The organism is Eggerthella hominis (genome assembly GCF_014287365.1).
Taxonomy (GTDB): Bacteria; Actinomycetota; Coriobacteriia; order Coriobacteriales; family Eggerthellaceae; genus Eggerthella; species Eggerthella guodeyinii.
On sequence record NZ_JACOOA010000002.1, the window covers coordinates 436,550 to 459,063 of the forward strand.

Genomic DNA, 22,514 nt, shown 5'->3' on the forward strand with positions numbered 1-22,514 from the left:
GCTACAGCCTCCTTCGCGAGCGCCAGACCACGAATCCGCAGATCAGGAAGAACAGCGGCACCACGCCGACCACGAATGCGCTCACCACGCTGGCCGAGGACGAATCGATGGTGATCATCGTCGTGCCCAGCCCCTTGCTCGCAACCGCGATCGTGGCGGCGTCCTCGGCGTCGGCAAGCCACGCCAGCGCGTTCACCACCAGCTTCGAGTTGTTGCCGCCCACCTGCTTGTCCAGCGACGTGTCGAGGAACTGGCTCGAGCTGAACCACACGACCCGCGTCTCCTCCTCGTCGCCGACCGCTTCGGTCACCGCCGCCCCCACCATGGTGGAGCCGGACACGTCGCCGTCCTCCTTCGCCAGCGTTTCGGCGTTGTAGGCGTCGGCTTTCACGTACGCCGACGTCGACGTGCTCAAAAGCGGCGTGATGGTGAGCGAGCTGCGGTACGAGTCGATCTCCGCGATGCCGTGCGCAAGCGGCACGAGCACGTACGCGTTCGCGTCGGCAAGGCCCTCGGTGATGACGTGGTCGCCGATGTCGGGCAACAGGTAGTAGGGGTAGCCGCTCAGCGCGTGCGAGCCGTCTCCCTCCACGATGATCCCGTCGACCGCCTCCAGGCCGTACGCGTTCATCACGTCGTCGAAGTTCGGCAGGTCTTCCGCCGAGTAATCGGTGAACAGCAGCAGGCTGCCGCCCTGCTCAAGATAGGCGAGCAGCTTGTCCTTCTCGTCCGTGGACAGATCGCTCGTGGGCGCGTACGCCAACACCGCGTCGGCATCCTCGGGCACGGCATCGCTCGCCAGCAGGTTGAGCTCGGTCGTCTCGATGTTGGCGCTTTCGATGCTGGACGCGACGCCCGTGGGCAGATCGCTTTCGCCATGGCCCGTCAGCGTGTACACCACGGGAAGCTCGTCGGTCGTCAGCGCCACGAGCGCGCTGGTCACCGCCGATTCGCCGCCGAACTCGTAGCTGTACGACGACGAGCTCATCGTGTATATGTCGTAGTAGTCCACGAGGCGGTACTCGTCGCCGCACGTGACGATCAGGCTGTTGCCCGTCACCTCGTCCGACGTGTACTGGCTGGTGAACGCCGGGTAGAGCACCGGGTCCTTCTGCACCACCGACACGCGGTCGCTCGCGTCGGCGTACTGCTGGAGCAGGCGCACGATGCGTTCGTCCTCCTCCCCTTCCTCGGCGATGAGGTATATCGTCACGTCGTCCTCGAGGCCCGCCACGTAGTCGGCGGTTTCCTAGGATATCGACGTGGTCTGCTCTTGCGATATGTCCCATTCGGTGAGCGACGCGGGAAGCGCCTCCACCACGAGCACCGCCGCGATGCAGATGCCGATCACCGCCACGCATACGGCGGCCGTGTAGCCTCCCGTTTTGAACGAGCGGCCGGTGAACAGCTCCCTCAGATGCTCCTTGGAAAACGTGCGGACCACCGCGTCCCGCATGCGTCCCACGCGCGAACGCACCGACGTCGAACAGGCGCCCATCAGCTCCACCTCCTCTTCTCGAAGCAGTGCACCGTCAGCACCGCGAAGGCCGCCGTCACCGCGAGGAAGAACGCGATGGAGGCAAGATCGAACACGCCCTCGACGAACGGCGAGAACCGCTCGAACAGCGAGATGCCCGACAGCACGTCCGGCACCGCGCCCTCCAGCACCGAGCCGTTGAACGCGGCCACCGCCAGCAGCGCGACCTCGGCGACCACGCCCACCGCCACGGCGAACACGCCGTTTTTCGTGAGCACGATGAGCGCCACCACGCCCAGCGCGATCAGCACCGACACGACGAAGCACGCCGGGCCCACGCCGCTGGGAACCAGCGACGAGAGACCGCTGATGAAGTAGTCGACCAGCAGCACGATGAAGCACACGACCGCGGCCGTCACCTGGCTCTCGCACAGCGACGAGCAGAACATGCCGACGGCCGTCAGCGCCGCGCCCAGCAGGAAGAACGCGAGGATGCTCGCGTAGGCCGTGGGAAGGTACACGTCGCCGAACAGCGAGATGATGACGGGATACGTGCACGACACCACCGTCGGCACGGCCAGCACCACGAGCATGGCGAGGTACTTCCCCATCACGATCTTGCCCGACGAGAGCGGCAGCGCGTACAGCAGCTGGTCGGTGTGCTGCCGGCGCTCGTCCGCGAAGCAGCGCATGGTGAGCAGCGGCACCGCCATGAGGTACACGAACGTCAGCCCCGAAAGCACGTACTCGAAGTTGCCGTACCCGTAGTTCAAGTTGTAGATCATCATGTAGATGCCGATGAACACCAGCATGAATGCGACGAACGCCCATCCGGTCATCGTGATGAAGAACGATTTCACCTCGCGCGAGAAGATGGCTAGCATGGCACCTCCACCTCCTCCGGGGTTTCCGTCGTCAACTCGACGAACACGTCCTCGAGCGAGGCGCAGCTCGTCACCATCTGCAGCAGCGCCACGTCGCGCTCGGCGAACGCGCGGGACACCGCGGCGCGGATGTCGGCATCGTCCGCAGCCTCGATGCGCACGTCGACGGCGCCCTCCTCGGCGGCGGGATCGCAGGTCACCGCGCCCGCGTGGGGCACGCCGGAGGCGATGGAGAGGGCGGTGCCCTCGCTCGTCCGCACCGTCGCCACCGTGGTGCTGGAGCCGGCGAACAGCTTCTCCAGGTTTTCCGGCGTGTCGTCGGCCACCACGCGCCCCTTCGAGATGATGACGATGCGATCGCACAGTGCCCTGATCTCCGACAGGATATGGCTGCTCACGATCACGGTATGGCGCTCGCCCAGGCGCTTCACCAGATCGCGGATCTCGATGATCTGGATGGGGTCGAGGCCCACGGTGGGCTCGTCGAGGATGACGACGTCGGGGTCGCCGATGAGCGCCTGCGCGATGCCCACGCGCTGCTTGTAGCCCTTCGAGAGGTTCTTGATGGGGCGGCCGATCACCTCTTCCAGCCCGCAGGCGAACCCCGTGCGCTTCACCTCTTCCGTCACCTGCAGGCGCGGCAAGCCCTTCGCGCGGGCGACGAAGTCGAGGTACTCCCACACGGTCATGTCGCCGTAGAGGGGCGGCTGCTCGGGCAAGTACCCGATCCTGCGCTTCACCTGGTCTTTATCGGCGTATATCTCCAGGCCGTCGTAGCGTACCTCACCGTCGGTGGCGGCCAGGCAGCCGGTCATGATGTTCATCGTCGTGGATTTCCCCGCGCCGTTGGGGCCCAGCAGCCCGCAGATCGCGCCGCGCTCCACGGAAAAGGAGACGTCGTCGACGGCGAGGGTGCTTCCGTATCTTCTCGTCAGATGCTTGACCTCAATCATGTGCGTGCTCCCATCGATTCGCGTTCCTTTCCGGAGGGGACGGCGCCGACAACGCGCCGCAACCGTTGCGCGTCCGAGCCGACGCGCGCCCCCATCAACGTACGGAACCAACCTCAACCCAACCTCACGCCCCCGCGGGCCTCCATGCGTCGTCCGACGTTTTTCCATAGTTCGTTCACAGCTGGCCGACGCGATTCGGATATGCTCGAAGAGGCGCGGACAAGGGAGCGCGCATCGCGATGACGAGGAGAAGCGCATGTTCACGATGCTGGTGGTGGAAGACGATCACGATTTGTGCGAGCTGTACGGCACGGTGCTCGAGGAGCGCGGATGGCGCGCCGTCACGGCCGAGAACGGGCGCGCGGCGCTCGAGGCCATGCAGCGCGAGCCGATCGACCTCGTGATCACCGACCTCATGCTGCCGGAGGTGGACGGATTCCAGCTGACCGCCCGATTGCGCGCCGAGCACCCCGAGCTTCCCATCCTCATGATCACCGCGCGCGGCGCGGCGGCCGACAAGCGGCGCGGGTTCGCGCACGGCACCGACGACTACATGGTGAAGCCCATCGACGTCAACGAGATGGTGTGGCGCATCGATGCGCTGCTGCGCCGGGCGCGCATCGCGCGCGAGCGGGTGGTGCGCCTCGGCGCGACGACGCTCGACATCGACGCGATGGAGCTCGTGCGCAACGGCGCGCGCGAGACGCTGCCTTGCAAGGAGTTCCTGCTGCTGTGCAAGCTGGCCTCGTCGCCGAACCGGGTGTTCACGCGCCGCCAGATCATGGACGAAGTGTGGGGCGTCGACTCCCAGGTGGGAGCGCACACGCTGGACGTGCACGTGAACCGGCTGCGCGAGCGGCTCAAGGACAATCCCGACATCAGCATCGCCACGGTGCGCGGGCTGGGGTACAAGGCGGTGAGCTCGTGAGGCGCGAGGAACGGGAGCGGGCCGAGGCGACGGAAGCGAAGCCCGCAGTGAACCGGACGTTCAAGATGGCCACCGCGCTCTCGCTCGTGCTGTTCGTGACGCTCGCGCTGGTCACGTTCGCGGTGGTGACGGCGTCGATGATGGTGGACGGCTCCCGCTCGGCCGGCGACGGCGCGGACGAAGGCGCGCTGCACAACCCCCTGATCGGCACCGCCATCGCCAGCGTGGTGCTGGGCGGCGCCCTCGGCACGTGGCAGAGCAGGCGCATCATCGCGCCCGTCACGGAAATCGGTGAAGCCGCCAAGCGCGTGGCGCGAGGCGACTTCGACGTCGAGCTGCACCGTTCGTCCAGCGTGCGCGAAGTGCGGGACATGGCCGACAACTTCACCGCCATGACCCGCGAGCTGGCGCAGACCGAGCTTCTGCGCACCGACTTCGTGAGCAACGTCTCGCACGAGTTCAAGACGCCGCTCGCCGCCATCGAGGGTTACGCGACGCTGCTGGAAAGCCCCACGCTCAGCGACGAGCGCCGGGCGCAGTGCGTCGCGAAAATCGCCTCGAACGCCCGGCGGCTCTCGTCGCTCACCGACAACGTGCTGCGCCTGTCGAAGCTGGAGCGCGAAGCCGCCCTGGGCGACACGCAGGCGTTTTCGCTCGACGAGCAGATCCGCGCATGCGTGCTGCTGCTCGAGGACGCCTGGAGCGAGCGCGGCATCGCTGTGGACGTGGAGCTCGAGGACGTGCGGCTGCGCGGCGACGAGGACCTGCTCGCCCACGTATGGACGAACCTGCTGGGCAACGCGGCGAAGTTCGCTCCGGACGGCGGGCGGGTGAGCGTGCGGCTGCGGCGCGACGGCGCGTTCGCCGAGGTGACGGTCGCCGACAACGGCCCGGGCATGGACGAGCAGACGCAGCGCCGCGCCTTCGAGAAGTTCTACCAGGGCGACGCCTCCCACGCCAGCGAGGGCAACGGCCTCGGCCTCCCCCTCGCCAAGCGCATCGTCGAGCTGCACAACGGCACCCTCACCGCAACAAGCGCCCCCGGCAAAGGAGCCACCTTCACCGCGCGGGTACCCGGAGCCGTCGGCGAACGAGCGGTTTTTTGATGAGGGCCCTACTTGGGACCCGACAAAACCAGATTCAAACCTCAACGCACCCTCGCTCGCCGACGGCTCCCGCGGCTACGACGAGCTTGCCTCGCGCGACGCCCCTTGCGTTCGCTAGTTCCACTCGATGAATGTGGCGGCGTCCAGGTCTTCGAAGGTGGCGATGAAGCGTTCGGCGGCCTCGCGCAGCGATTCGACGGTGCCGGAGATGTCGCAATCGTAGATGCCGAGCGTGCGATAATCGGCAGCTTTCAGCGTGCCCACAGCGTACACCGAGTCCTCGACGCCCCAGGTGGTGGCCAGCGGCGTGCCCATCGCTTCGCGGGCGCGATCGTACACGGCGGGCTCGCGCTTCGACGCGCCTACGTCATCCACCGACACGATGGCATCGAAGTACGGCGCGAAGCCGCAACGCTCGAGGCCCGCCTGCAGGTACGGCTGCGGGCTCGACGAAGCCACGCTCATGCGCACGCCGCGCTCGGCAAGCCCCTGCACGAACGCGAGCGCGCCCGGCCGCGCCAGCACGCGCTCGCGGTAGAACGCCAGCATGAGCTCGTCCATCATGGCGATCACCTCGTCGCCCGACGCGCCCAGCCCGAAGCGCTCGTGGAAGAACGCGCCGCACTCGGGAATGGTCATCGCGGTGAGCGCGTCGGTGTCGGCCGCCGACAGCGTCACGTTCGCGCGCCGCGCCAGCTCGGTTTCCGCCTCGCGCCACACGCGCATCGAGTCGAGCAGCGTCCCATCGCAATCGAAGATCACGCCGATCCGAGATGCCTCCATGCAAACCCCTTCGCCCGCGCCGAGGCGCTGCGCCTCGGCCGAATCCTCATGTCGTGACCCAGCTTATCAGACGTCAAACCGTCAGCGCATCCGACCCGTGCCGAATTTACAGGATACTTACCAGCCCCGCGCGGCGGCGGGTTACTTCACGCCGTACTGGTCGTAGTAGGCGTCGAGGGCGGCCTTCACCTGGTCGTCGATGACGACGCGGCCCTGCACCTCGCGGTTGTGCAGGCATTCCGTCACCTCGGCCATGCTCACGATGGACGCCACGGGGAAGCCGTACTTCTCCTGAACCTCCTGCTGCGCGGTCACCACGCCGCCCTTGCCCACTTCCATGCGGTTGAGCGACACGATGAGGCCCTTGACGTCCACGTCGGCCGCGCCCTTGAGCACGGGATACGTCTCGTCGATGGACTTGCCCGACGTGGTGACGTCCTCCACCATGACCACGCGATCGCCGTCGTGCAGCTCGCTGCCCAGCAGGTTGCCCGCGTCGGCGCCGTGGTCCTTGACCTCTTTGCGGTTGGAGCAGTAGCGCGCCTCCTTGCCGTACAGCTCCTGCAGCCCGATGACCGTGATCACCGACAGCGGGATGCCCTTGTACGCGGGCCCGAACACCACGTCGAAATCGAGCCCGAAGTTGTCGTGGATGGCGCGCGCGTAGTACAGGCCCAGGCGGTGCAGCTGCTCGCCCGTCACATAGGCGCCCGCGTTCATGAAGAAGGGGGACTTCCTGCCGCTTTTCAGCGTGAACTCGCCGAACTTGAGCACTTCGCTTTCGACCATGAACTCGATGAACTCTTGCTTATACTGCTCCATAGGGGTCCCTTCTCCGTGTCTTCCAAGCGCGCCGCGCCCGCTGCGAACCATGATACTAGAAAGTGCGGTTCGCTGTGCCTTGGGCGCAAATCGGCACCCATGACAATTTCGAAAGGGCCATTACGTGAAAAGCGGGCGGGGAGATTTTCGCCACCAGGCGTTTTGCGAAAAGTCGCAGTCGGCCAATGGCCGTAACGCACCGAAAATTGTCATGGGTGTCATTTCGCGTCCAAGGCGGCGGACGCGACCCGCCGTCCGCCGCCTGTTGCGCCCTCGGCGGCTCTATCCTTGCTGCCCCAACAGCTCGCGCACGTGGGCGCTCGATGCCCTCAAGCGCTCGGCGGCGGCCTTGATGTCGGACACGTCGTCGACCGACGCCGCCTCGGCCTCGCGCGCCTTCTTGCCGAAACCGGCGGGGCGCTTCGACAACGCCTTGCGCAGCGTCTCGGCATCGGCCTTGACCTGTTTCTTCTCGTCCTTCTCCAGCTGCTTGCCCACCTGGCCGAACGCCCGGTCCACCTCGTTCAGCAGGCTCTGAGCCTCCTCGCGGGCCGCCATGGCCTCGCGACGCTCGTTGTCCTGGGAGGCGTACTGCTCGGCGTCGCGGATGGCGCGCTCGATGTCGTCGTCGGACATGCGGCCCGAGTCGTCGATGGTGATGGACTGCTGCTTGCCCGTATCCAGGTCCTTCGCCGACACGGTGAGGATGCCGTTCGCGTCGATGTCGAACGTCACCTCGATCTGCGGCACGCCGGCCGGCGCGCGCTTGATGCCCTTCAGCTTGAACGTGCCGATGGACTTGTTGTCCTTCGCCATGGGACGCTCGCCCTGCAGCACGTGGATCTCCACGCTGGTCTGGAAGGCGGCGGCGGTGCTGAACACCTGCGAATAGTTCACCGGCAGCGTGGTGTTGCGCTCCACGAGGCGCGTGGCCACGCCTCCCACCGTCTCGATGGACAGGCTGAGCGGCGTCACGTCGAGCAGCAGGATGCTGTTGTCGGCTTTCACCAGGCCCGTCGACGTGCCCGACAGCGTTGCGCCCTGGATGGCGGCGCCCATGGCCACGCATTCGTCGGGGTTGATGGACGCGGACGGTTCCTTGCCCGTGAGCTTGCGCACGTGATCCTGCACGGCCGGAATGCGCGTGGAGCCGCCCACCAGCAGCACGCATCCCAGCTCGGAGGCGGCGATGCCCGCGTCGTTGAGGGCGGTCTGCACGGGGTTCGACGTGCGTTCGACCAGGTCGCGCGTCATGTCGTTGAACGCGGCGCGCGTGAGCGTAGTCTCGAGGTGCAGCGGACCCGACGAACCCTGCGCCAGGAACGGAAGGTTGACGTGCGCGGTGTCGAGCGACGAAAGCTCCTTCTTCGCCTCGCGCGCCGCCTCGGTGACGCGCTGCAAGGCCGTTTGGTCGCGGCGCAGGTCGATTCCGTGCTCGCGCTGAAACGCGTCGAGCAGGTAGGCCGCCACGCGCTCGTCGAAGTCGTCGCCGCCGAGGTGGTTATCGCCCGACGTGGCCAGCACCTCGATGACGTTGTCGCCGATCTCGATGACCGACACGTCGAACGTGCCGCCGCCCAGGTCGTACACCATCACCTTCTGCGGCGTGCCGTTGTCCAGCCCGTAGGCCAGCGCGGCGGCCGTGGGCTCGTTGATGATGCGCAGCACGTCGAGGCCGGCGATGCGCCCGGCGTCCTTCGTAGCCTGGCGCTGCGCGTCGTCGAAGTACGCGGGCACCGTGATGACCGCCTGCGGCACATCCTGACCGAGGAACGCCTCCGCGTCGCGGCGCAGCTTGCGCAGTATCATGGCGGACAGCTCCTGCGGCGAATAGGCTTTGCCGTCCACGGTGGCGCGCCAGTCGCTGCCCATATGGCGCTTGACCGACTCGATGGTGCGGTCGGGGTTCACCGCCGCCTGGCGGCACGCGATGGTTCCCACCAGGCGCTCGCCCTCCTTCGAGAACGCGATCACGCTCGGCGTGGTGCGCTCCCCTTCCGCGTTCGGCACGATGACGGGCCGGCCGCCCTCCACCGTCGCCGCGCAGCTGTTCGTCGTTCCTAAGTCGATGCCGATCGTTGCCATAGATGCGTCCTTTCAGGTTGAGATTGCGTAGGTGCAAGTGCGAAAACTCGAATCACTGGTAGTTCGTAACGTCAGCGAGGGTTTCCGTGGTGCCCGAGATCGTGGGGAGGGCGAGGGCGAAGCGTACTTCGGTACGCGAGTCCTCGGCCTCGCTGCGAGGTCGGGCACCACGGGAAGCCGCAGCGTCGAGCAGTTCCGACGGCCGGTAGGCCGCCGAAACCATCAGAACGGCATGCCGCAGAAGCGGCACAGCGTGGGGCCGAGGCACCAAACGCCGCAACAGATGAGGCCGGGGTCGACGCCCATGCTGAAACCTTGCGACTGGCTCTCCTGCTGATAGGTTTGCCCGGTCTGCTGGAACTGCCGCTGCGCGCGCTGGTAGTCCGGGTTGTTCGGATCCATGCGCACCGCGCGCCTGATCTGCTCGAGCGCCATGAGCGTGTTGCCCGCAGCGTCGTTCGCGAGCGCGCTCAGGTAGTACCAGCGCGCCGTGCGGCCGTCGCTCGTCACGGTGTTCAGGATGTCGACCGCCTGCTGCCCGCGCCCGGCATTGATGGCGTCGACGGCGTTGCGCATCTGCACGCTGTCGCCCGCCGCCGCCTCGGGATGGATGGGCTCGCGGCTGCCGTAGCCCGCGCCGCCGAAGCCGAACAGGTCGTCGAAGTCGAAGCCGAAGCCGCCCGACCAGCCGTAGGGGCCCTCCGTGCCGTAACCGGAGCCGCCGCCCGCGCCCTGGCCTTGGCCCGCGCCGCCGCCCGATCCGCCGTAACCTGCGCCGCCGTAGCCCGCGCCGCCCTGCGGGCCCGACGCCGCGCTCGCACGACGATCGCGCGCCGCGTACTTCTCGGGATTGATGATGCGGTCGTACGCCTCGTTGATCTTGTTCATGCGATCCGCCGCAGCGGGATCGTTCGGGTTCAAGTCGGGATGGTTCTCGCGCGCCTTCTTGCGGTACGCCTTCTTCACCTCGTCGGCGGACGCATCACGGCTCACGCCCAGCACGTCGTAGGGGTTCTCAACCACGGCGCTTCTCCTTGTCGTTTTCCTTCGCATGGTACTTCTGCCACACGCCCGCGTACACCACGCTGCGCAGCAAGCGCAGGTCGCGTTCGAGCGGCAGTCGCTCGAACGCCTCGGCCACGCCGGCCATGAGCAGGTTCAAATCCTCGTGCACGTCCTCCGCACCGGCTTCGATATCCACCAGCGGGTTGTAACTGCCCGAGGCCTTATCGTCCTCGTAATCCATCGCCGCGTCCATCACGTACACGAACTTTCCCAACCGTGCACCTAATCTCCGCAGGTCGTCGGCCCAGAAGTCGTCCGGCCGGTAGACGAACAGCTCGCCCATCAGCACGCCGAAGCGGTTGGCGGCCGCATCGGGCGCGGGCGGCTCGCTGCCCGGTGTCGCAGCCGCCGCACGAGCAGCCGCCTCGATGGCGCCGATGTCGGCCATGCCCGTCTCAACGGCCTCGCAGATGCGCGGGTTCCGCGCGCGGATGCCGCGATACGGCCCGGCCAGCGCGCCGGCGAACGCGCGCGCCCGCACGCTGCGGTCGTCGTTCCAGTCGTCGAGGCCCTTGTAGTACGCCAGCGCCACGGTCACGTCGGCCGCGTAGTCGATGCACGCGGTGCTGACGAACCCGTGCGGCTTCACCGGATGGGGCACGCAGCGACCTTCGCCCGCGCGTTCTTCCGGCTCGTACAGCGAGCCCAGCAACAGCGCCAAAAACACCAGGTCGTAGGTGAGCGCCACGCGGCAACGCTGCCCGCACTGCTGCCCGATCGCACGGCACAGCCCGCAGTACGCGGCATGGTAGCGCTCGCGCTCGGCGTCGTCCAAGCCCTCCCAGCTGGGCACCACGTAACCGAACATGCTCAGCGCCCCAGCTTCTTCGAGAAGTCCGCAAGCGCCTGGAACCCCTCGATGATGGTGTCGAACGTCTCAGGCGGCTCGGCGGCGAACGCCGTGCCGTACCGACGCTGCACCTCCTCGTCGATGCCGGCCATGAGCACGCGGCCCTCGTCGGTCACCCGCAGCCGCAGCGAGCGCTTGTCCGTCTGGCTGCGCTGGCGCTCGATGAGCCCGCGGTCTTCCAGCTTGCGGCACACCGACGGGAAGTTCGTGCGCAGGATGCCCGCTTGGTCGCTCAGCTGGCCCGCGGTCAATCCCGGCGTGCGCATTAGCTCCATCAGCACGTGCATCTGCTGCAACGTCAGGCCGTGCTGCTGGCAGATGGGCGCCATCGTCTCGTGCAAGATCTTCTGAACGTCGTAGGTAACCACGAAAAGCTCGTGCTTGAACGTCGAGATGTCCACGGCGCGGCCCTTACGACTTCTGTTTCGTCTCGGTCTTGCACTTCGGGCACACCACGCGCAGCGTGCCCTTGCCGCGCGGCACCGAAAGCACCTGGCCGCAGCCCTTGCACTTGAAGTAGCGCGTGGTCTTGCGGTTCGTCCACTGCTTGCGCATGAGCGACAGCTGCTTGCGCGGTTTCTCCACGATGCGCTCGAATGCGGCGTTCTCGCGATCGCGCGCGGCGATGTTCTTCGAATAGCTGCGGAACAGCGAGTACGCCAACACGATCAGCGCCACCCACGACAGCAGATCGAGCCCCGGTACGATCGACGCCAGCAGCAAGACGATGCCCACGACCACGAGGAAGTTCGACAGGGTGTCGGCACCGCGACGCCCCTGCATCATGCCCGACAGCTTCCACTGCAAACGCTCGAGAAAACCCTTCACGCGAACCTCTTTCCGTTGCATGCGGCCCACCGGGGCCGCTGCGCTCATGCCGGCGTTGTCGCCCGGCTCTCTTCGATCTCTCAGGAAATATAGTATTAATGTAAGAGTAATTTTCAGCCGCGACACGCCGATGTCATCGAACTGACATGATGCGGCCATAAAGCGCCCACAGGGCGGGGGTCATCATGGGCGCGGTAGGAGCGGGGAAACATTTGCGAACCTATGAGCTGGCGCCGCGCCGATTCGCGACGGGAGCGGCGTGCGATCGACTCGGCACAAGGCGCGCGCATCCCGAAGAGCGCGCCGCGCCATAAGAGGGAGGGGCTACGCCAGAAAGCGCTGCTCAAACTCGACGATGGGTGCGGGGCGTCCGACGTAGTAGCCTTGTGCGCGCGTGCAGCCCGTGGTACCCAGCGCCTTGAACTGCTGCTCCGTCTCGATGCCCTCGGCCACCGACTCGACGTGCAGGTCGTCGCACAGGGTGGCCATGCCGCTGACCACGCGCATCGTGCGATCGGTTGCATCGATGCCCCAGATCAGCGACTTATCCATCTTCAACACGTCGAATTCCAGCTGCACGAACAACGACACGTTCGCGTTGTCCACGCCGAAGTCGTCGATGGCCACGCGGAAGCCGCACCCGCGCAGCTCGTCGGCTACGTTGCGCAGCAGGTTGCCGCCCTGCCCGCGCGCCGACTCCGTCACCTCGATCTCGATGAGCGCAGGGTCGACGCCGTACCGCGCCACGGTTTGCACCACGCGGGAGACGAACCCCTCCTCGCCCACCGTCAGGCGCGAGAAGTTCACCGCGAGCGGCACCACGCGGCCGCCTTCGCGCTGCCAGCGCGCCACCGTTTCGCACGCGCGCGACAGAGCGAAGAAATCCACGTCCGCGATTTCCCCCATGTCCTCCAGCGCGGGAATGAACGAGGCGGGCTGCGCCGCGACGCCGCGTTCGGGGTCGAGGTAGCGGATGAGCGCCTCCGCCCCCACGAGCGCACCGGTTTGCGTTGCCACCTGCGGCATGAGGAAGATGTCGAGCAGCCCTGCGGCCACCGCCTCCTGCGCGCCGCCGGGGCGGACGAGGTTGCTGACGGCGGCGTCCTGCGCGAGATCGACGCCCAGGTCGACCGCGCGATGCCGCCCGCGCTTCGCGCGGCGCATGCGGTCGCCCGCCGTGTCCAGCAGCCGGTTCGTGTCGTCGCAGCGCTCGCTCCACGCCGGCCCGGCCGATGCCGGCAACCCCATCTGGGCGAAGCGCACCGTCAGCGTGCGCACGAGACGGTTGAAATCCTCGTACGCCATCGGCGTTGCCACGGCGCAGAACTCGTCGTCGCCGATCCGGTAGACGCCGTCGCCGAACACGTCGCGCATGCACACGGCGATGCGCTGCAGCATCTCGTCGCCTTCGGCGCGGCTGCGCTCGCGGTTGATGACCGCGAGGCGGTCGGCGTCCACCAGCACGAATCCGATGCGATCGAATGTGCCGCGATCGTAGTCGCGGTGGAACGCACCGCGCGAATGCGCGCACGTCAGTCCGTCATTCCAGGTCAAATCGTTAACCTGGCGCTCCGCCACCGCGCGCTTCATGCTTGCGGAAATGAACGACGCCAAGCCCACGAGCGGCTGCTCGATGATCTCGAGGCGACCCTTCTTGGGATCGTCCGCGCCCAGATAACCCACGAGCTTGCCGTCGATCTCGAGCGGGACCGCCACGAGCGATCCGATGCCCTGCGCCGCCAGCGCCTCGCGCTCGTCGGAGCGCCCGCCGTCTTCCAAGTCGGCCACCGAGTTGATGATGACGGCGCTTCCCCGGTCGAAGCGCTCGATCCAATGGTCGATCAGCGACAGCGGCAAATCCGTCAGGTTCTGGATTTCCGGTGCCACGCCCTCCGCGCACCATTCGTAGATGTTCGTCATGCGATGGTTCTCGATGCCGAAAATGTACGTGCGATCGGCCTCCAGAAACGTGCCTACCATGCCCAGCACCGCGTTGAGCGCCGCGCCGAGGGGCTCGTTCTCCAGCACGCGTATGCATTCGACGTTGAGGCCGTTCGCCCCGGCCAGGAACTTGAACGATTCCTTCTCGCGCTCGTGGTCGGTGATGTCGAACGCGATCTCGAGGCGCGCCTCGCGCCCCTCCCAATCGATGAGTTTGTCGCGCAGCAGGTAGTGATGCGTCGTGATGGGGCTCGTGTACTCCCACTCGAGGAACGTGTGCGCGTTCAGCTGCTTGTTCGTGCAGAACGGGCAAGGGGAGGTGCGATTTTGCAGCACGCTGTAGCACAAATGCGTGCCGTCGTCGGCATCGCGACCGTAAATCTCCTTGCCGGCTTTGTTCACGAACAACAGCTGGTAGGTGTCGGGGTCGCTGACGTACACGAGTTCGGACAATCCGTCGAGAAGCGAATCCATCGCGTTTTGCATGCAGCGCTTCCCCCTTCGTCCCGAAGTTCTCGTACGGCCCGGTGACCAGCAGAACCAGTATAGATGAACATCGGAAGAGTTGCTAAGGGGGTGGGGTAAAAACGAACGGCCCCACACGTAGGTGCGAGGCCGTTCAAATAAAAAGCGGAAACGCGCGGGAGCCTTACTCCTCCACGCGGATGACGCTGGGCTCGTCGCGCAGCACGTCGTCGAGCTCGGCGATCTCGGCCAGCACGTCGCGCACGCTCTTCTCGCGCGCGGTGTGGGTGACGTACACGAGATCCACCTGGCCGCCCTCCTTCTTGCCGCGCTGCACCACGGAGTACACGCTCACGTTGTGCTTCGCGAACACGCCGGCCATCGCGGCCAGCACGCCGGAGCGGTCGGCCACCTTGAAGCGGATGTAGTACTTCGTCTTGAGGTCGTCCATCGGCACGATGGGAAGCTCGTCGGTGCAGGTGCAGCCCACCAGCGGCCCGATGCCCAGCGTGACATGGCGCGCCACCTCCAGCACGTCGCCCATCACGGCGCTCGCAGCCGGGCCCGCGCCCGCGCCCTCGCCGAAGAACATCGTCTCGCCCACGGCGTCGCCCGTCACGTAGATGGCGTTGTACACGCCGTCGACGGTGGCCAGCTGGTGGGTGAGCGGCAGCATGGTGGGATGCACGCGCACGTCCACGCCCTCGTTCGTGCGATGAGCCAACGCCAGCAGCTTCACGCAGTAGCCCATGTCGCGCGCCGCGTCGAGATCCATCGTGGTGACGTTGCGGATGCCCTCGGTGTGCACGTCCTCGATGGTGACGCGCGAATTGAACGCGATGGACGCGAGGATGGCGATTTTCGCGGCGGCGTCGAATCCGTCCACGTCAGCAGTGGAATCGGCCTCGGCGAATCCCTTCTCCTGCGCCTCTTTGAGCGCGGCATCGTAGCTGAGACCGTCTTCCACCATGCGCGTGAGCATGTAGTTCGTCGTGCCGTTCACGATGCCCATGACCGAGCTGATCTCGTTGGCGATGAGTGAGTGCTTCATCGGGTCGATGATGGGGATGCCGCCGCCCACGCTGGCCTCGAACGCGATCTCCTTGCCGGCTTCGTCGGCCGTGCGCATGACCTCTTCGCCGTACGTGGCCATGAGCGCCTTGTTGGCCGTGACCACGTTCTTGCCCGCCTTGAGCGCGCCCACCACGATCTCGCGCGCCACGGTGGTGCCGCCGATGAGCTCGACCACGATGTCGATGTCAGGGTCGTTCAGGATGTCCTGGAAGTCCTGCGTGAAGATGTCCTCCACGCCGTGGGCGATCGCCTGCTCGGGGTTGCGCGAGCACACGCGCACGAGCTCCACGTCGATGCCGTAGTGGCGCTTGAAGTCTTCGCGGTGGTTCTTGAGGATGTCGATGCACCCGCCGCCGACCGTGCCCGTGCCGACCAATCCCAGTTTTACCGTCATGCTGCGCTCCCTTTCCCGAGTACGTTCCTACAGATCCCGCGCCATCAGGTCGTCGTACGTTTCGCGCCGCGTGGTCACGCGCGCCTCGCCGTCCTTCACGAACACGATGGCCGGCCGCGGCTGGCCGTTGTAGTTGCTCGCCATAGTGTAGCAGTACGCGCCCGTGCCGAAGACGGCGACGATGTCGCCCAGGTCGGCGTGCTGCATCGGCATGTCGATGACCACGGCGTCGCCGCTTTCGCAGTGCTTGCCCGCGATGGTGACGATCTCGGTGCGCGGCTGGCCGGCCTTGTTCGCGATGACCGGCTCATAATCGGCGTGGTACAGCGCCGTGCGGATGTTGTCGGACATGCCGCCGTCCACCGCCACGTACTTGCGGATGCCCGGCAGCGTTTTCAGGATGCCCACCGTGTACAGCGTCACGCCCGCGGTGGCCACGAGGCTGCGGCCCGGCTCGGTGAGCAGGCGCGGCTCGGGAACGCCGAACTTCGCGCACGCCGCGTGCACCGCCGACGTGACCGTTTCGGCGAACTCGTCGATGGAGGCCGGCTTGTCGTCGGCCGTGTAGGCGATGCCCAAGCCGCCGCCCACGTCCAGCTCCTCGATACGATAGCCGTACCCGTCCTCGATGCGCGCCATGAGCTCCACCATGACCTCGACGGCCTCGGGGTAGGAGTGCAGCGCGAAAATCTGCGAGCCGATGTGGCAGTGCAGGCCCGCCAGCTTCACGTTCGGCGCCGCCAGCACGTCCTTCACGCACCCGTAGGCGAAATCCTCGCGCATGGTGAAGCCGAACTTCGAGTCCTCGCAACCGGTGCGGATGTACTGGTGGGTGTCGGCCTCGACGCCCGGCGTGATGCGCATGTAGATGGCCTGCTCGACGCCCAACTCGCCGGCGATCTCGGAGATGCGCTTGAGCTCGATGCGGCTATCGATGATGATGCGGCCGACGCCCGCCTGGATGGCCTCGCGCAGCTCGCGCGGCGTCTTGTTGTTGCCGTGCATGAACACGCGCTCCATCGGGAAGCCCGCCGCGCGCGCGATGGCCAGCTCGCCGCCGCCCGACACGTCGAGGCACAGGCCCTCGTCGGCCACGATGCGCGCGGCCTCCTTGTTGAGGAACGCCTTGCTGGCATAGACGACGTCGGAGTTCTCGTAGCGGCTGCGGAACGCCGTGAGGTAGGTTTCCATGCGCGTGCGCATGTCCAGCTCGTCCATCACGTACAGCGCGGTGCCCTGCTCGCGCGCCAGCTCCACCAAATCGACGCCGCCCACGTACAGGTGGTCGTCCTTCACCTCGGCGGTCAGGGGGAGCACCGCGCCCAGCTCCATGGTGGTGCGATTGTCGGGTTGCTTGCTCAAGTCGGCTGCGGGAAGAGACATGTGATTCCTTTCGTGCATCCTGGGGATTCGCCTAGTCTATCATCCCCGATATGCACACAGATTGCACACAGCGAAAATGTGGCAATCATCCACCGCGCGGCGGGTGGCCGCGGGTCGCACGAACGGCGCACAGAACACGCGCGGCGGCCTCCTCGACTGCACGTGCGGACACGCAAATCCGCTCGAAGTAAGCAATTTTTTCGTTTTGCGTACGATTTCGGAGCTTTCGGGCCGCTTAGAGCACCTCCGAGAAAAGGCGGGCTCGCATTTCCCCAGGTCGGATTTGTCCGCATCGACAAGAATCGTTGGAGCAGCGGCCCAAACGTACGCAAAACGCAAAAATTGCCTAGAACGCCGCGATTTGCGTGTCCGTGACACGCAAATCGCGATCGTCGCGCACGCCAAGCTCCCGCCCTTGCGTCAAGCAGCTCTACGCCACGCTGCGCTTGAGCAGGAATACGCTTGTACCCAAACGCCAGCCACCCGTGGTATATTTATCCACCAAGGGGACAGGGGGTCTTTATGATGAAAGACGACCGCGACATCAAGGGCGCATACGTCGCGGCCTTGCTTGAGCTGTGCGCATCGAAGCCCTTGAAGAAGATCACCGTGGGCGACGTGTTGAGCGAGGCGGGCACCGCTCGCCAGACGTTCTACAACCATTTCAGAGACATCAACGATCTGATCGCCTACGTCCACATTTCCATTCTCGATGAAAACTACCCGCCGTTCTGCCCGCCCGATGCCTCGGAGCAGGTGTTTCGCTTCATGCTCGAGCACAAGGAGTTCTACCGCCAGCTGCCGTACCACGACGGCCAGAACTGCTTCAGGGACAGCTACCTGGCGTGGCTCAGGGAGAACTACTACGCGGTGGCGTTCAAAGACATCCCCGCCGGGAGCGAGGAGTATCTCAGGAGAAAGGCCCTCGTGGACGCCTATCTGTACGGCAACGTCGACCTCTTCATGGAATGGTGCAAAAGCGGGCTGGAATGGCCGATCGAGGCACTCATGGCCGTGATCTACGAAACATCGCCCGACTTCATCCTCGACGAAATGCTGCCCGACTTCAAAGCGCCGCGCTAGGCGGCCGCACCGTCGACTAGACGACTGCACCCTCATTGTCTGTTTTCCCGCAGAACGCCGCTTCCTAGAATGAAAGCGGGAGGTTGCCGCATGCGGCAACCGAGAACATTTCTGGCTGAGAGGGGCAGACATGCACGCAGACGAGACCAAGCACACGCAAGAACCGACGAATCACGAAGGGATCAAGCGCCGCGACTTCTTGAAGGGGGCCGCATTCGGAGCCGTCGGCATGATGCCCATCATGACGCTGTTCGGCTGCGCACCGGAATCGGCGGCGAACGCTGCGGGCGCAACAGACGGCCAAGGCGCTGACGGAGCGCCGACGAAAACGTACGAATGCGTGCTCGATAGCGACGAGCTGATGGAGGCGGTCCTCAACGAATCCGAGGTGACCAACGACCTCACGCTGACCGACGGCACCGTCATTCCCGTTGTCTACCTGCGCATGCGCAATCGCATCAACCGCATCGGACGCGGCATCGGGTCGACGCCCGCCGAGAACAGCTGGGACATGATCAAGTACCTCTGGAGCGAAGAGGACGCCGAGCACTACCTGGAAATGCCGCTGCACGAGTACTTCACCGCCAGCGACTACGCCGGCGTGTCGGGCCGCTCGGAAGAGGAATGCGCCGCCATCCTGGAAGACCAGGCCGACCGCTGCCTCATCTGGCGCGTCCGCCGCGGGGGCCTGCCGTTCTACGCGCTCATGCCGTACATCAACGGCTTCTGGGAGTTCAACGAGCTCAAGGCCCTCTATTCGGGCGTCGAAGGTGCCGTTGCCGAATTCGACACCCAGGGAATCGCCGGCACCGACCCGAACGGCGAGAGCGGCTTCGACACCACGTTCCCGCTGTTCCGCTCCTATCCGGTAAGCGCCGAGGTCGTTGCCGAGGACCAGCTGCAGCCCTACCACGATTGGCGCGCCCTCATCAAGCGCAACTCCACTATCACCGTATCGGCCTGCCAGTGCCGCACCATGTGGGATGCGCTCGGCGTCGAGTTCCCCGAAGAGCACCCCCATCGCACCTGCCTGTCGCTGGGAGAGATGGCCGAGTACTTCATCGAGACGGGCATCGGCGAGCAGATCACCCAAGACGAAGCTATCGAGATCGTCGAGGACATCATCGAGCGGGGCATGGTGGTGGAATCCATCTGCGCCAAAAATGCCGACATCATCTGCTGCTGCCATTCGAAAAGCTGCGGCAACCTGATGGCCTATCGCGGCATCAACGGCGAGGGCGCGGCGTCGACATACTACAACGCGTATGTTCTCAGCTACGACGCGGATGCGTGCACAAAATGTGGAAAGTGCATCGAGCGCTGCCCCATGGAGTCCATCAGCTTCGGCGACGACGGGGCCTGCGTCATGGACAAGGCGTGCGTGCGCTGCGGCCAGTGCGTTGCGGTGTGCCCTTCGAGCGCCCGCATCCTCACCGCCAACCCGAGCTATCCCGAGCTGCCCGCCGACTACGTGGAGTGCAACAAGTTCTTCGCGAAAGACCGCATGCAGCGAGGCCAGCTCGTCGACTTTGTCGCGTCCAGCCTGTAGGAGGGCGTTATGCACGAGATGGCGCTGGTGCGCAACGTGGTGGACGTCGTGCTCGACGAGGCCGAAGCCGCGCACGCAGCCGAGGTTCGCGCGGTTCACCTCGTCATCGGCGAGGGGCGCGACGTGGTCGAGGAGTATTTCGAGAGCCTGTTCCAGTTCCTCGCGCGCGGGACGGTTGCCGAGCGCGCCGAGGTGGTCATCCGCCGCGTTCCCTACCGCGTGCAGTGCAACCGGTGCGGAGCCGTGTTCCACGTCAACGTGATCGACCGCGCGACGTGGGCATGCCCCGCGTGCGAGGCGTATCAGGATTACAAGCTGGTCAGCGGCATGGAGTTCTCCATCAGCAAGATCGAGGCGGTTGAGCGAGAAAGGACGAGCGCATGAACGAGACGCGCGTTATCGAAGTCAAGCAGAACATCCTCGCACGCAACGACCGCGCCGCCGACGCGTTCCGCGCGGCGCGCAAGGCCGACGGCACGTTCTTCCTCGACGTGATGGCGTCGCCGGGCGCGGGCAAGACGACGCTCCTGCTCGCCCTCATCGAGCGTCTGCGGGCTCAGGCGACATGCAGCGTGATAGAGGCCGACCTGGAATCCGATGTCGACGCCCTCAAGATCAAGGAAGCGGGCGTGCCGTCCGTCGAGCTCAACACGCGCGGCGTCTGCCACGTGGAGATGAGCATGGTGCAGAAGGCGCACGACGCGTTCGGCGGGGCGCGTTTCGACTACCTGCTCCTGGAGAACATCGGCAACCTCGTGTGCCCTGCGGAGTTCGACACGGGCGCGCACGCGCGCATCATGCTGCTGTCGGTGCCCGAAGGCTACGACAAGGTGTACAAGTATCCGCCCATGTTCGCCGTGGTCGATGCGCTCGTGGTGACGAAATCCGACTATCTCCCGCTCAACCCCGATTTCGACATGGAGGCGCTGCATGCGCAAGCGCGCGTGCTCAACCCCGGCCTCGACATCTTCGTCACGTCGGCCCGGACCGGCGAAGGCGTCGACGAGCTCGCAGCGTGGGTGCGCCAGCGCCGGGCGGCGGCGCTGGCGTAAACCCGGGGACGGGGGTGCCCTGCGGCGTGCGGGGTGCCCCTCCGGGTCGCGACACGCAAATCGCGACGAAGTAGGCAATTTTTTCGTTTTGCGTACGTTTGGACCTCTGCTCCAACGATTCTTGCCGATGCGGACAAATCCGACCTGGGGAAATGCGAGTCCGCCTTTTCTCGGAGGTACTCTGAGCGGCCCGAAAGCTCCGAAATCGTACGCAAAACGCAAAAATTGCCTACTTCGCCGCGATTTGCGTGTCTGAGCCACCGGCTCACAAATAAGCGCGCAACAGGGCGATCTCTGGCACTACGCAGAAGCGGATGGTGAAGCGCGAGGTGCCGAGGCCCGTGTTCACGTGGAGCGCTTGGGTGGCCGTGCGGCCTTTGATGGTGTAGATGCCGTTCGTGTACGTTTTGCCCAGCTTCGTGGTGACGGGCGGCTTCATGAACGGGAGGCGCACCTGCCCGCCGTGCGTGTGACCTGCCAGAACGATATCGTAGTCGTAGTCGACGTACTGGTCCACCACGTCGGGTTCGTGGACGAGCAGGATCTGGAAGTCCCAGGGCGAGCTCTTCGACTCGTCGGGCATGTAGGGCTTGCCGCCCAGGTAATCGTCGATGCCCGTGACCATCACGGCGTGGCCGAGGTCGGTGTACAGGTAGCAGTTCTCGCCCTGCAACAGCGTGAATCCCGAACCCTCGATGACGTCGCGGTAGCCCTTCACCTCTCCGCCCGCGCAATCGTGGTTGCCCCAGATGGCGATCTTGCCGTACCGCGCCTTCAGGCGCCGCAGCTCGCGCACGACGTTCTCGTCGTCGCGATAGGCGTTGTAGCGGTCGTACAGGTCGCCCGTGAACACGATGAGGTCGGGGGCGAGCTCGTTCGCCTTGTCCACGATGCGTTTCAGCTGGCGGACGGTGTATTCCGGCTTGATGTGGATATCCGAGAGCTGCACGATCCTCAGCTCCTCGGACCCCTCGAACGGCTCGTTGAGGCGATGCTCGTTCACCGTCAAGCGGTACGGCTCCACCTTGAGGGCGTAAAGCAGCAACCCGGCCACCAGCAGCACGATCGCGCCCGCAATCGACAATCCCGCCATGGCCGCTCCTTCCCGTCGCCGCACCGCGCCCTGCCGTCGCGCTGGACGATGCCGTTGCCGTAGCCGCATTATACCCTCCCCCATTGTCGCACGCCCGCGCGCCCAGCCGTTCGTCGCTGGCGTATAATGGGGCGATCATCCTCAAGGAAGGGAGCAGCATGGCTCAGCAGGAACCGTCGATCGACCAGTGGCTCGCAGAAGCGAAGCAGGACCCGAAGGCCGCGCAGTGCGGCATGTTCCTCACCCACAACGGCATCGTGCGCATCACGCCGAAGCAGCAGGTGCGCGAGGGCGTCGAAGGCCTGGGCGAGGTTGCCCAGGTGGAGTTCTCCTACGACGCGGCCGGCGTCGAGGCGGCGGTCGAAGAGGCCCTCACCTGGCCGGGCGTGTACTACGTGCGCACGTGGCTCAACGAGGGCGTGCTGAACGTGGGCGACTCCATCATGTACGTGCTCATCGGCGCGGACATCCGCCCGAACTGCATCGACGCGCTGCAAAAGCTCGTCGGCACTATCAAGAACGACCTCGTGGTGGAAAAAGAGATCTACGCGTAAAGCGAAGCCGACTCCGCAAAGCGGGCGACTTCACGCGACGGCCCCCGGCGAAGGGCCGTCACTCGAGCGGCACGCGGAAAGCGGCGAAGCGGGCGATTTCCCGCTTCGCCGCTTTTTTCTCGTTCTGGGCACATTTCCGCACACC

22 protein-coding genes are annotated in these 22,514 nt (G+C 65.7%); 7 read left to right on the top strand and 15 right to left on the bottom strand.

Annotation, left to right across the window (positions count from 1 at the left end; translation table 11 throughout):
* Nucleotide 1: 1 nt before the first annotated feature.
* The 4 genes from H8S61_RS06620 to H8S61_RS06635 are packed head-to-tail and all read right to left on the bottom strand — an operon-like array spanning nucleotide 2 to nucleotide 3,314.
* Nucleotides 2-1,234 (bottom strand): Gldg family protein, encoded by a 1,233-nt coding sequence (locus H8S61_RS06620; RefSeq protein WP_186938406.1) that lies wholly within the window; start codon nucleotides 1,232-1,234, stop codon nucleotides 2-4.
* 15 nt (nucleotides 1,235-1,249) lie between these two features.
* Nucleotides 1,250-1,498: a hypothetical protein gene (locus tag H8S61_RS06625; protein ID WP_186938407.1), complete on the bottom strand. Its 249-nt coding sequence runs from the start codon at nucleotides 1,496-1,498 to the stop codon at nucleotides 1,250-1,252.
* Nucleotides 1,498-2,361, bottom strand: coding sequence for an ABC transporter permease (locus H8S61_RS06630; protein WP_186938408.1), 864 nt, complete (start codon nucleotides 2,359-2,361; stop codon nucleotides 1,498-1,500). The genes H8S61_RS06625 and H8S61_RS06630 overlap by 1 nt, the downstream gene beginning before the upstream one ends.
* Entirely contained in the window at nucleotides 2,355-3,314 is a 960-nt protein-coding gene (locus H8S61_RS06635; protein ID WP_186938409.1) for an ABC transporter ATP-binding protein, read from the bottom strand. Before H8S61_RS06635 ends, H8S61_RS06630 begins: the two co-directional genes overlap by 7 nt.
* Before the next feature lie 256 nt (nucleotides 3,315-3,570).
* Here H8S61_RS06635 and H8S61_RS06640 point away from each other — a divergent pair, with 256 nt between their 5' ends.
* Together H8S61_RS06640 and H8S61_RS06645 are read left to right on the top strand one after the other, a co-directional pair.
* Nucleotides 3,571-4,242 carry a response regulator transcription factor gene (locus H8S61_RS06640; protein WP_186938410.1) on the top strand — a complete coding sequence of 224 codons (672 nt, stop codon included), beginning with the start codon at nucleotides 3,571-3,573 and terminating at the stop codon, nucleotides 4,240-4,242.
* On the top strand, nucleotides 4,239-5,348 hold the full coding sequence (locus tag H8S61_RS06645; RefSeq protein WP_186938411.1) for a HAMP domain-containing sensor histidine kinase: 1,110 nt from the start codon (nucleotides 4,239-4,241) through the stop codon (nucleotides 5,346-5,348). Before H8S61_RS06640 ends, H8S61_RS06645 begins: the two co-directional genes overlap by 4 nt.
* Before the next feature lie 114 nt (nucleotides 5,349-5,462).
* Here H8S61_RS06645 and H8S61_RS06650 read toward each other — a convergent pair whose 3' ends face one another.
* From H8S61_RS06650 to lysA, 10 genes are all read right to left on the bottom strand, one after another.
* Nucleotides 5,463-6,131: an HAD family hydrolase gene (locus tag H8S61_RS06650; protein WP_186938412.1), complete on the bottom strand. Its 669-nt coding sequence runs from the start codon at nucleotides 6,129-6,131 to the stop codon at nucleotides 5,463-5,465.
* Nucleotides 6,132-6,272: 141 nt separating this feature from the next.
* On the bottom strand, nucleotides 6,273-6,953 hold the full coding sequence (gene pyrE / locus H8S61_RS06655) for an orotate phosphoribosyltransferase (RefSeq protein ID WP_114534008.1): 681 nt from the start codon (nucleotides 6,951-6,953) through the stop codon (nucleotides 6,273-6,275).
* Between the two features lie 282 nt (nucleotides 6,954-7,235).
* Nucleotides 7,236-9,038 carry a molecular chaperone DnaK gene (gene dnaK / locus H8S61_RS06660; RefSeq protein WP_186938413.1) on the bottom strand — a complete coding sequence of 601 codons (1,803 nt, stop codon included), beginning with the start codon at nucleotides 9,036-9,038 and terminating at the stop codon, nucleotides 7,236-7,238.
* Nucleotides 9,039-9,260: 222 nt separating this feature from the next.
* Complete coding sequence (locus H8S61_RS06665) at nucleotides 9,261-10,061, bottom strand: DnaJ domain-containing protein (protein WP_186938414.1); 801 nt, start codon at nucleotides 10,059-10,061, stop codon at nucleotides 9,261-9,263.
* Nucleotides 10,054-10,911 (bottom strand): DUF5685 family protein, encoded by an 858-nt coding sequence (locus H8S61_RS06670; RefSeq protein ID WP_186938415.1) that lies wholly within the window; start codon nucleotides 10,909-10,911, stop codon nucleotides 10,054-10,056. The genes H8S61_RS06665 and H8S61_RS06670 overlap by 8 nt, the downstream gene beginning before the upstream one ends.
* Nucleotides 10,912-10,913: 2 nt before the next feature.
* Complete coding sequence (locus tag H8S61_RS06675) at nucleotides 10,914-11,354, bottom strand: MarR family winged helix-turn-helix transcriptional regulator (protein WP_186938416.1); 441 nt, start codon at nucleotides 11,352-11,354, stop codon at nucleotides 10,914-10,916.
* A gap of 10 nt (nucleotides 11,355-11,364) precedes the next feature.
* Nucleotides 11,365-11,781: a hypothetical protein gene (locus H8S61_RS06680; protein WP_114534018.1), complete on the bottom strand. Its 417-nt coding sequence runs from the start codon at nucleotides 11,779-11,781 to the stop codon at nucleotides 11,365-11,367.
* 324 nt (nucleotides 11,782-12,105) lie between these two features.
* Nucleotides 12,106-14,208: an EAL domain-containing protein gene (locus H8S61_RS06685; RefSeq protein WP_186938417.1), complete on the bottom strand. Its 2,103-nt coding sequence runs from the start codon at nucleotides 14,206-14,208 to the stop codon at nucleotides 12,106-12,108.
* A gap of 163 nt (nucleotides 14,209-14,371) precedes the next feature.
* Entirely contained in the window at nucleotides 14,372-15,655 is a 1,284-nt protein-coding gene (locus H8S61_RS06690; protein WP_186938418.1) for a homoserine dehydrogenase, read from the bottom strand.
* Nucleotides 15,656-15,682: 27 nt separating this feature from the next.
* Nucleotides 15,683-17,038 carry a diaminopimelate decarboxylase gene (gene lysA, locus H8S61_RS06695; protein ID WP_114534024.1) on the bottom strand — a complete coding sequence of 452 codons (1,356 nt, stop codon included), beginning with the start codon at nucleotides 17,036-17,038 and terminating at the stop codon, nucleotides 15,683-15,685.
* Between the two features lie 522 nt (nucleotides 17,039-17,560).
* On the opposite strand from lysA, the gene H8S61_RS06700 reads away from it, so the two are divergent.
* The 4 genes from H8S61_RS06700 (at nucleotide 17,561) to hypB (ending at nucleotide 20,722) form a co-directional block, all read left to right on the top strand.
* Entirely contained in the window at nucleotides 17,561-18,121 is a 561-nt protein-coding gene (locus H8S61_RS06700) for a TetR/AcrR family transcriptional regulator C-terminal domain-containing protein (protein WP_186938419.1), read from the top strand.
* A 130-nt stretch (nucleotides 18,122-18,251) separates the two neighbouring features.
* Nucleotides 18,252-19,670: a 4Fe-4S binding protein gene (locus H8S61_RS06705; RefSeq protein WP_186938420.1), complete on the top strand. Its 1,419-nt coding sequence runs from the start codon at nucleotides 18,252-18,254 to the stop codon at nucleotides 19,668-19,670.
* Between the two features lie 9 nt (nucleotides 19,671-19,679).
* The gene (locus H8S61_RS06710; protein ID WP_186938421.1) at nucleotides 19,680-20,054 is read left to right on the top strand and encodes a hydrogenase maturation nickel metallochaperone HypA/HybF; all 375 of its coding nucleotides are present in this window, start codon (nucleotides 19,680-19,682) and stop codon (nucleotides 20,052-20,054) included.
* Nucleotides 20,051-20,722: a hydrogenase nickel incorporation protein HypB gene (hypB, locus tag H8S61_RS06715; RefSeq protein WP_186938422.1), complete on the top strand. Its 672-nt coding sequence runs from the start codon at nucleotides 20,051-20,053 to the stop codon at nucleotides 20,720-20,722. The genes H8S61_RS06710 and hypB overlap by 4 nt, the downstream gene beginning before the upstream one ends.
* A 265-nt stretch (nucleotides 20,723-20,987) precedes the next feature.
* Here the strand turns inward: hypB and H8S61_RS06720 are convergent, their stop codons facing one another.
* Nucleotides 20,988-21,815, bottom strand: a complete 828-nt coding sequence (locus H8S61_RS06720) for a metallophosphoesterase (RefSeq protein WP_186938423.1) — start codon at nucleotides 21,813-21,815, stop codon at nucleotides 20,988-20,990.
* A 158-nt stretch (nucleotides 21,816-21,973) separates the two neighbouring features.
* On the opposite strand from H8S61_RS06720, the gene H8S61_RS06725 reads away from it, so the two are divergent.
* Nucleotides 21,974-22,369, top strand: a complete 396-nt coding sequence (locus tag H8S61_RS06725; protein ID WP_154333394.1) for a molybdenum cofactor biosynthesis protein MoaE — start codon at nucleotides 21,974-21,976, stop codon at nucleotides 22,367-22,369.
* Nucleotides 22,370-22,514: the final 145 nt, after the last annotated feature.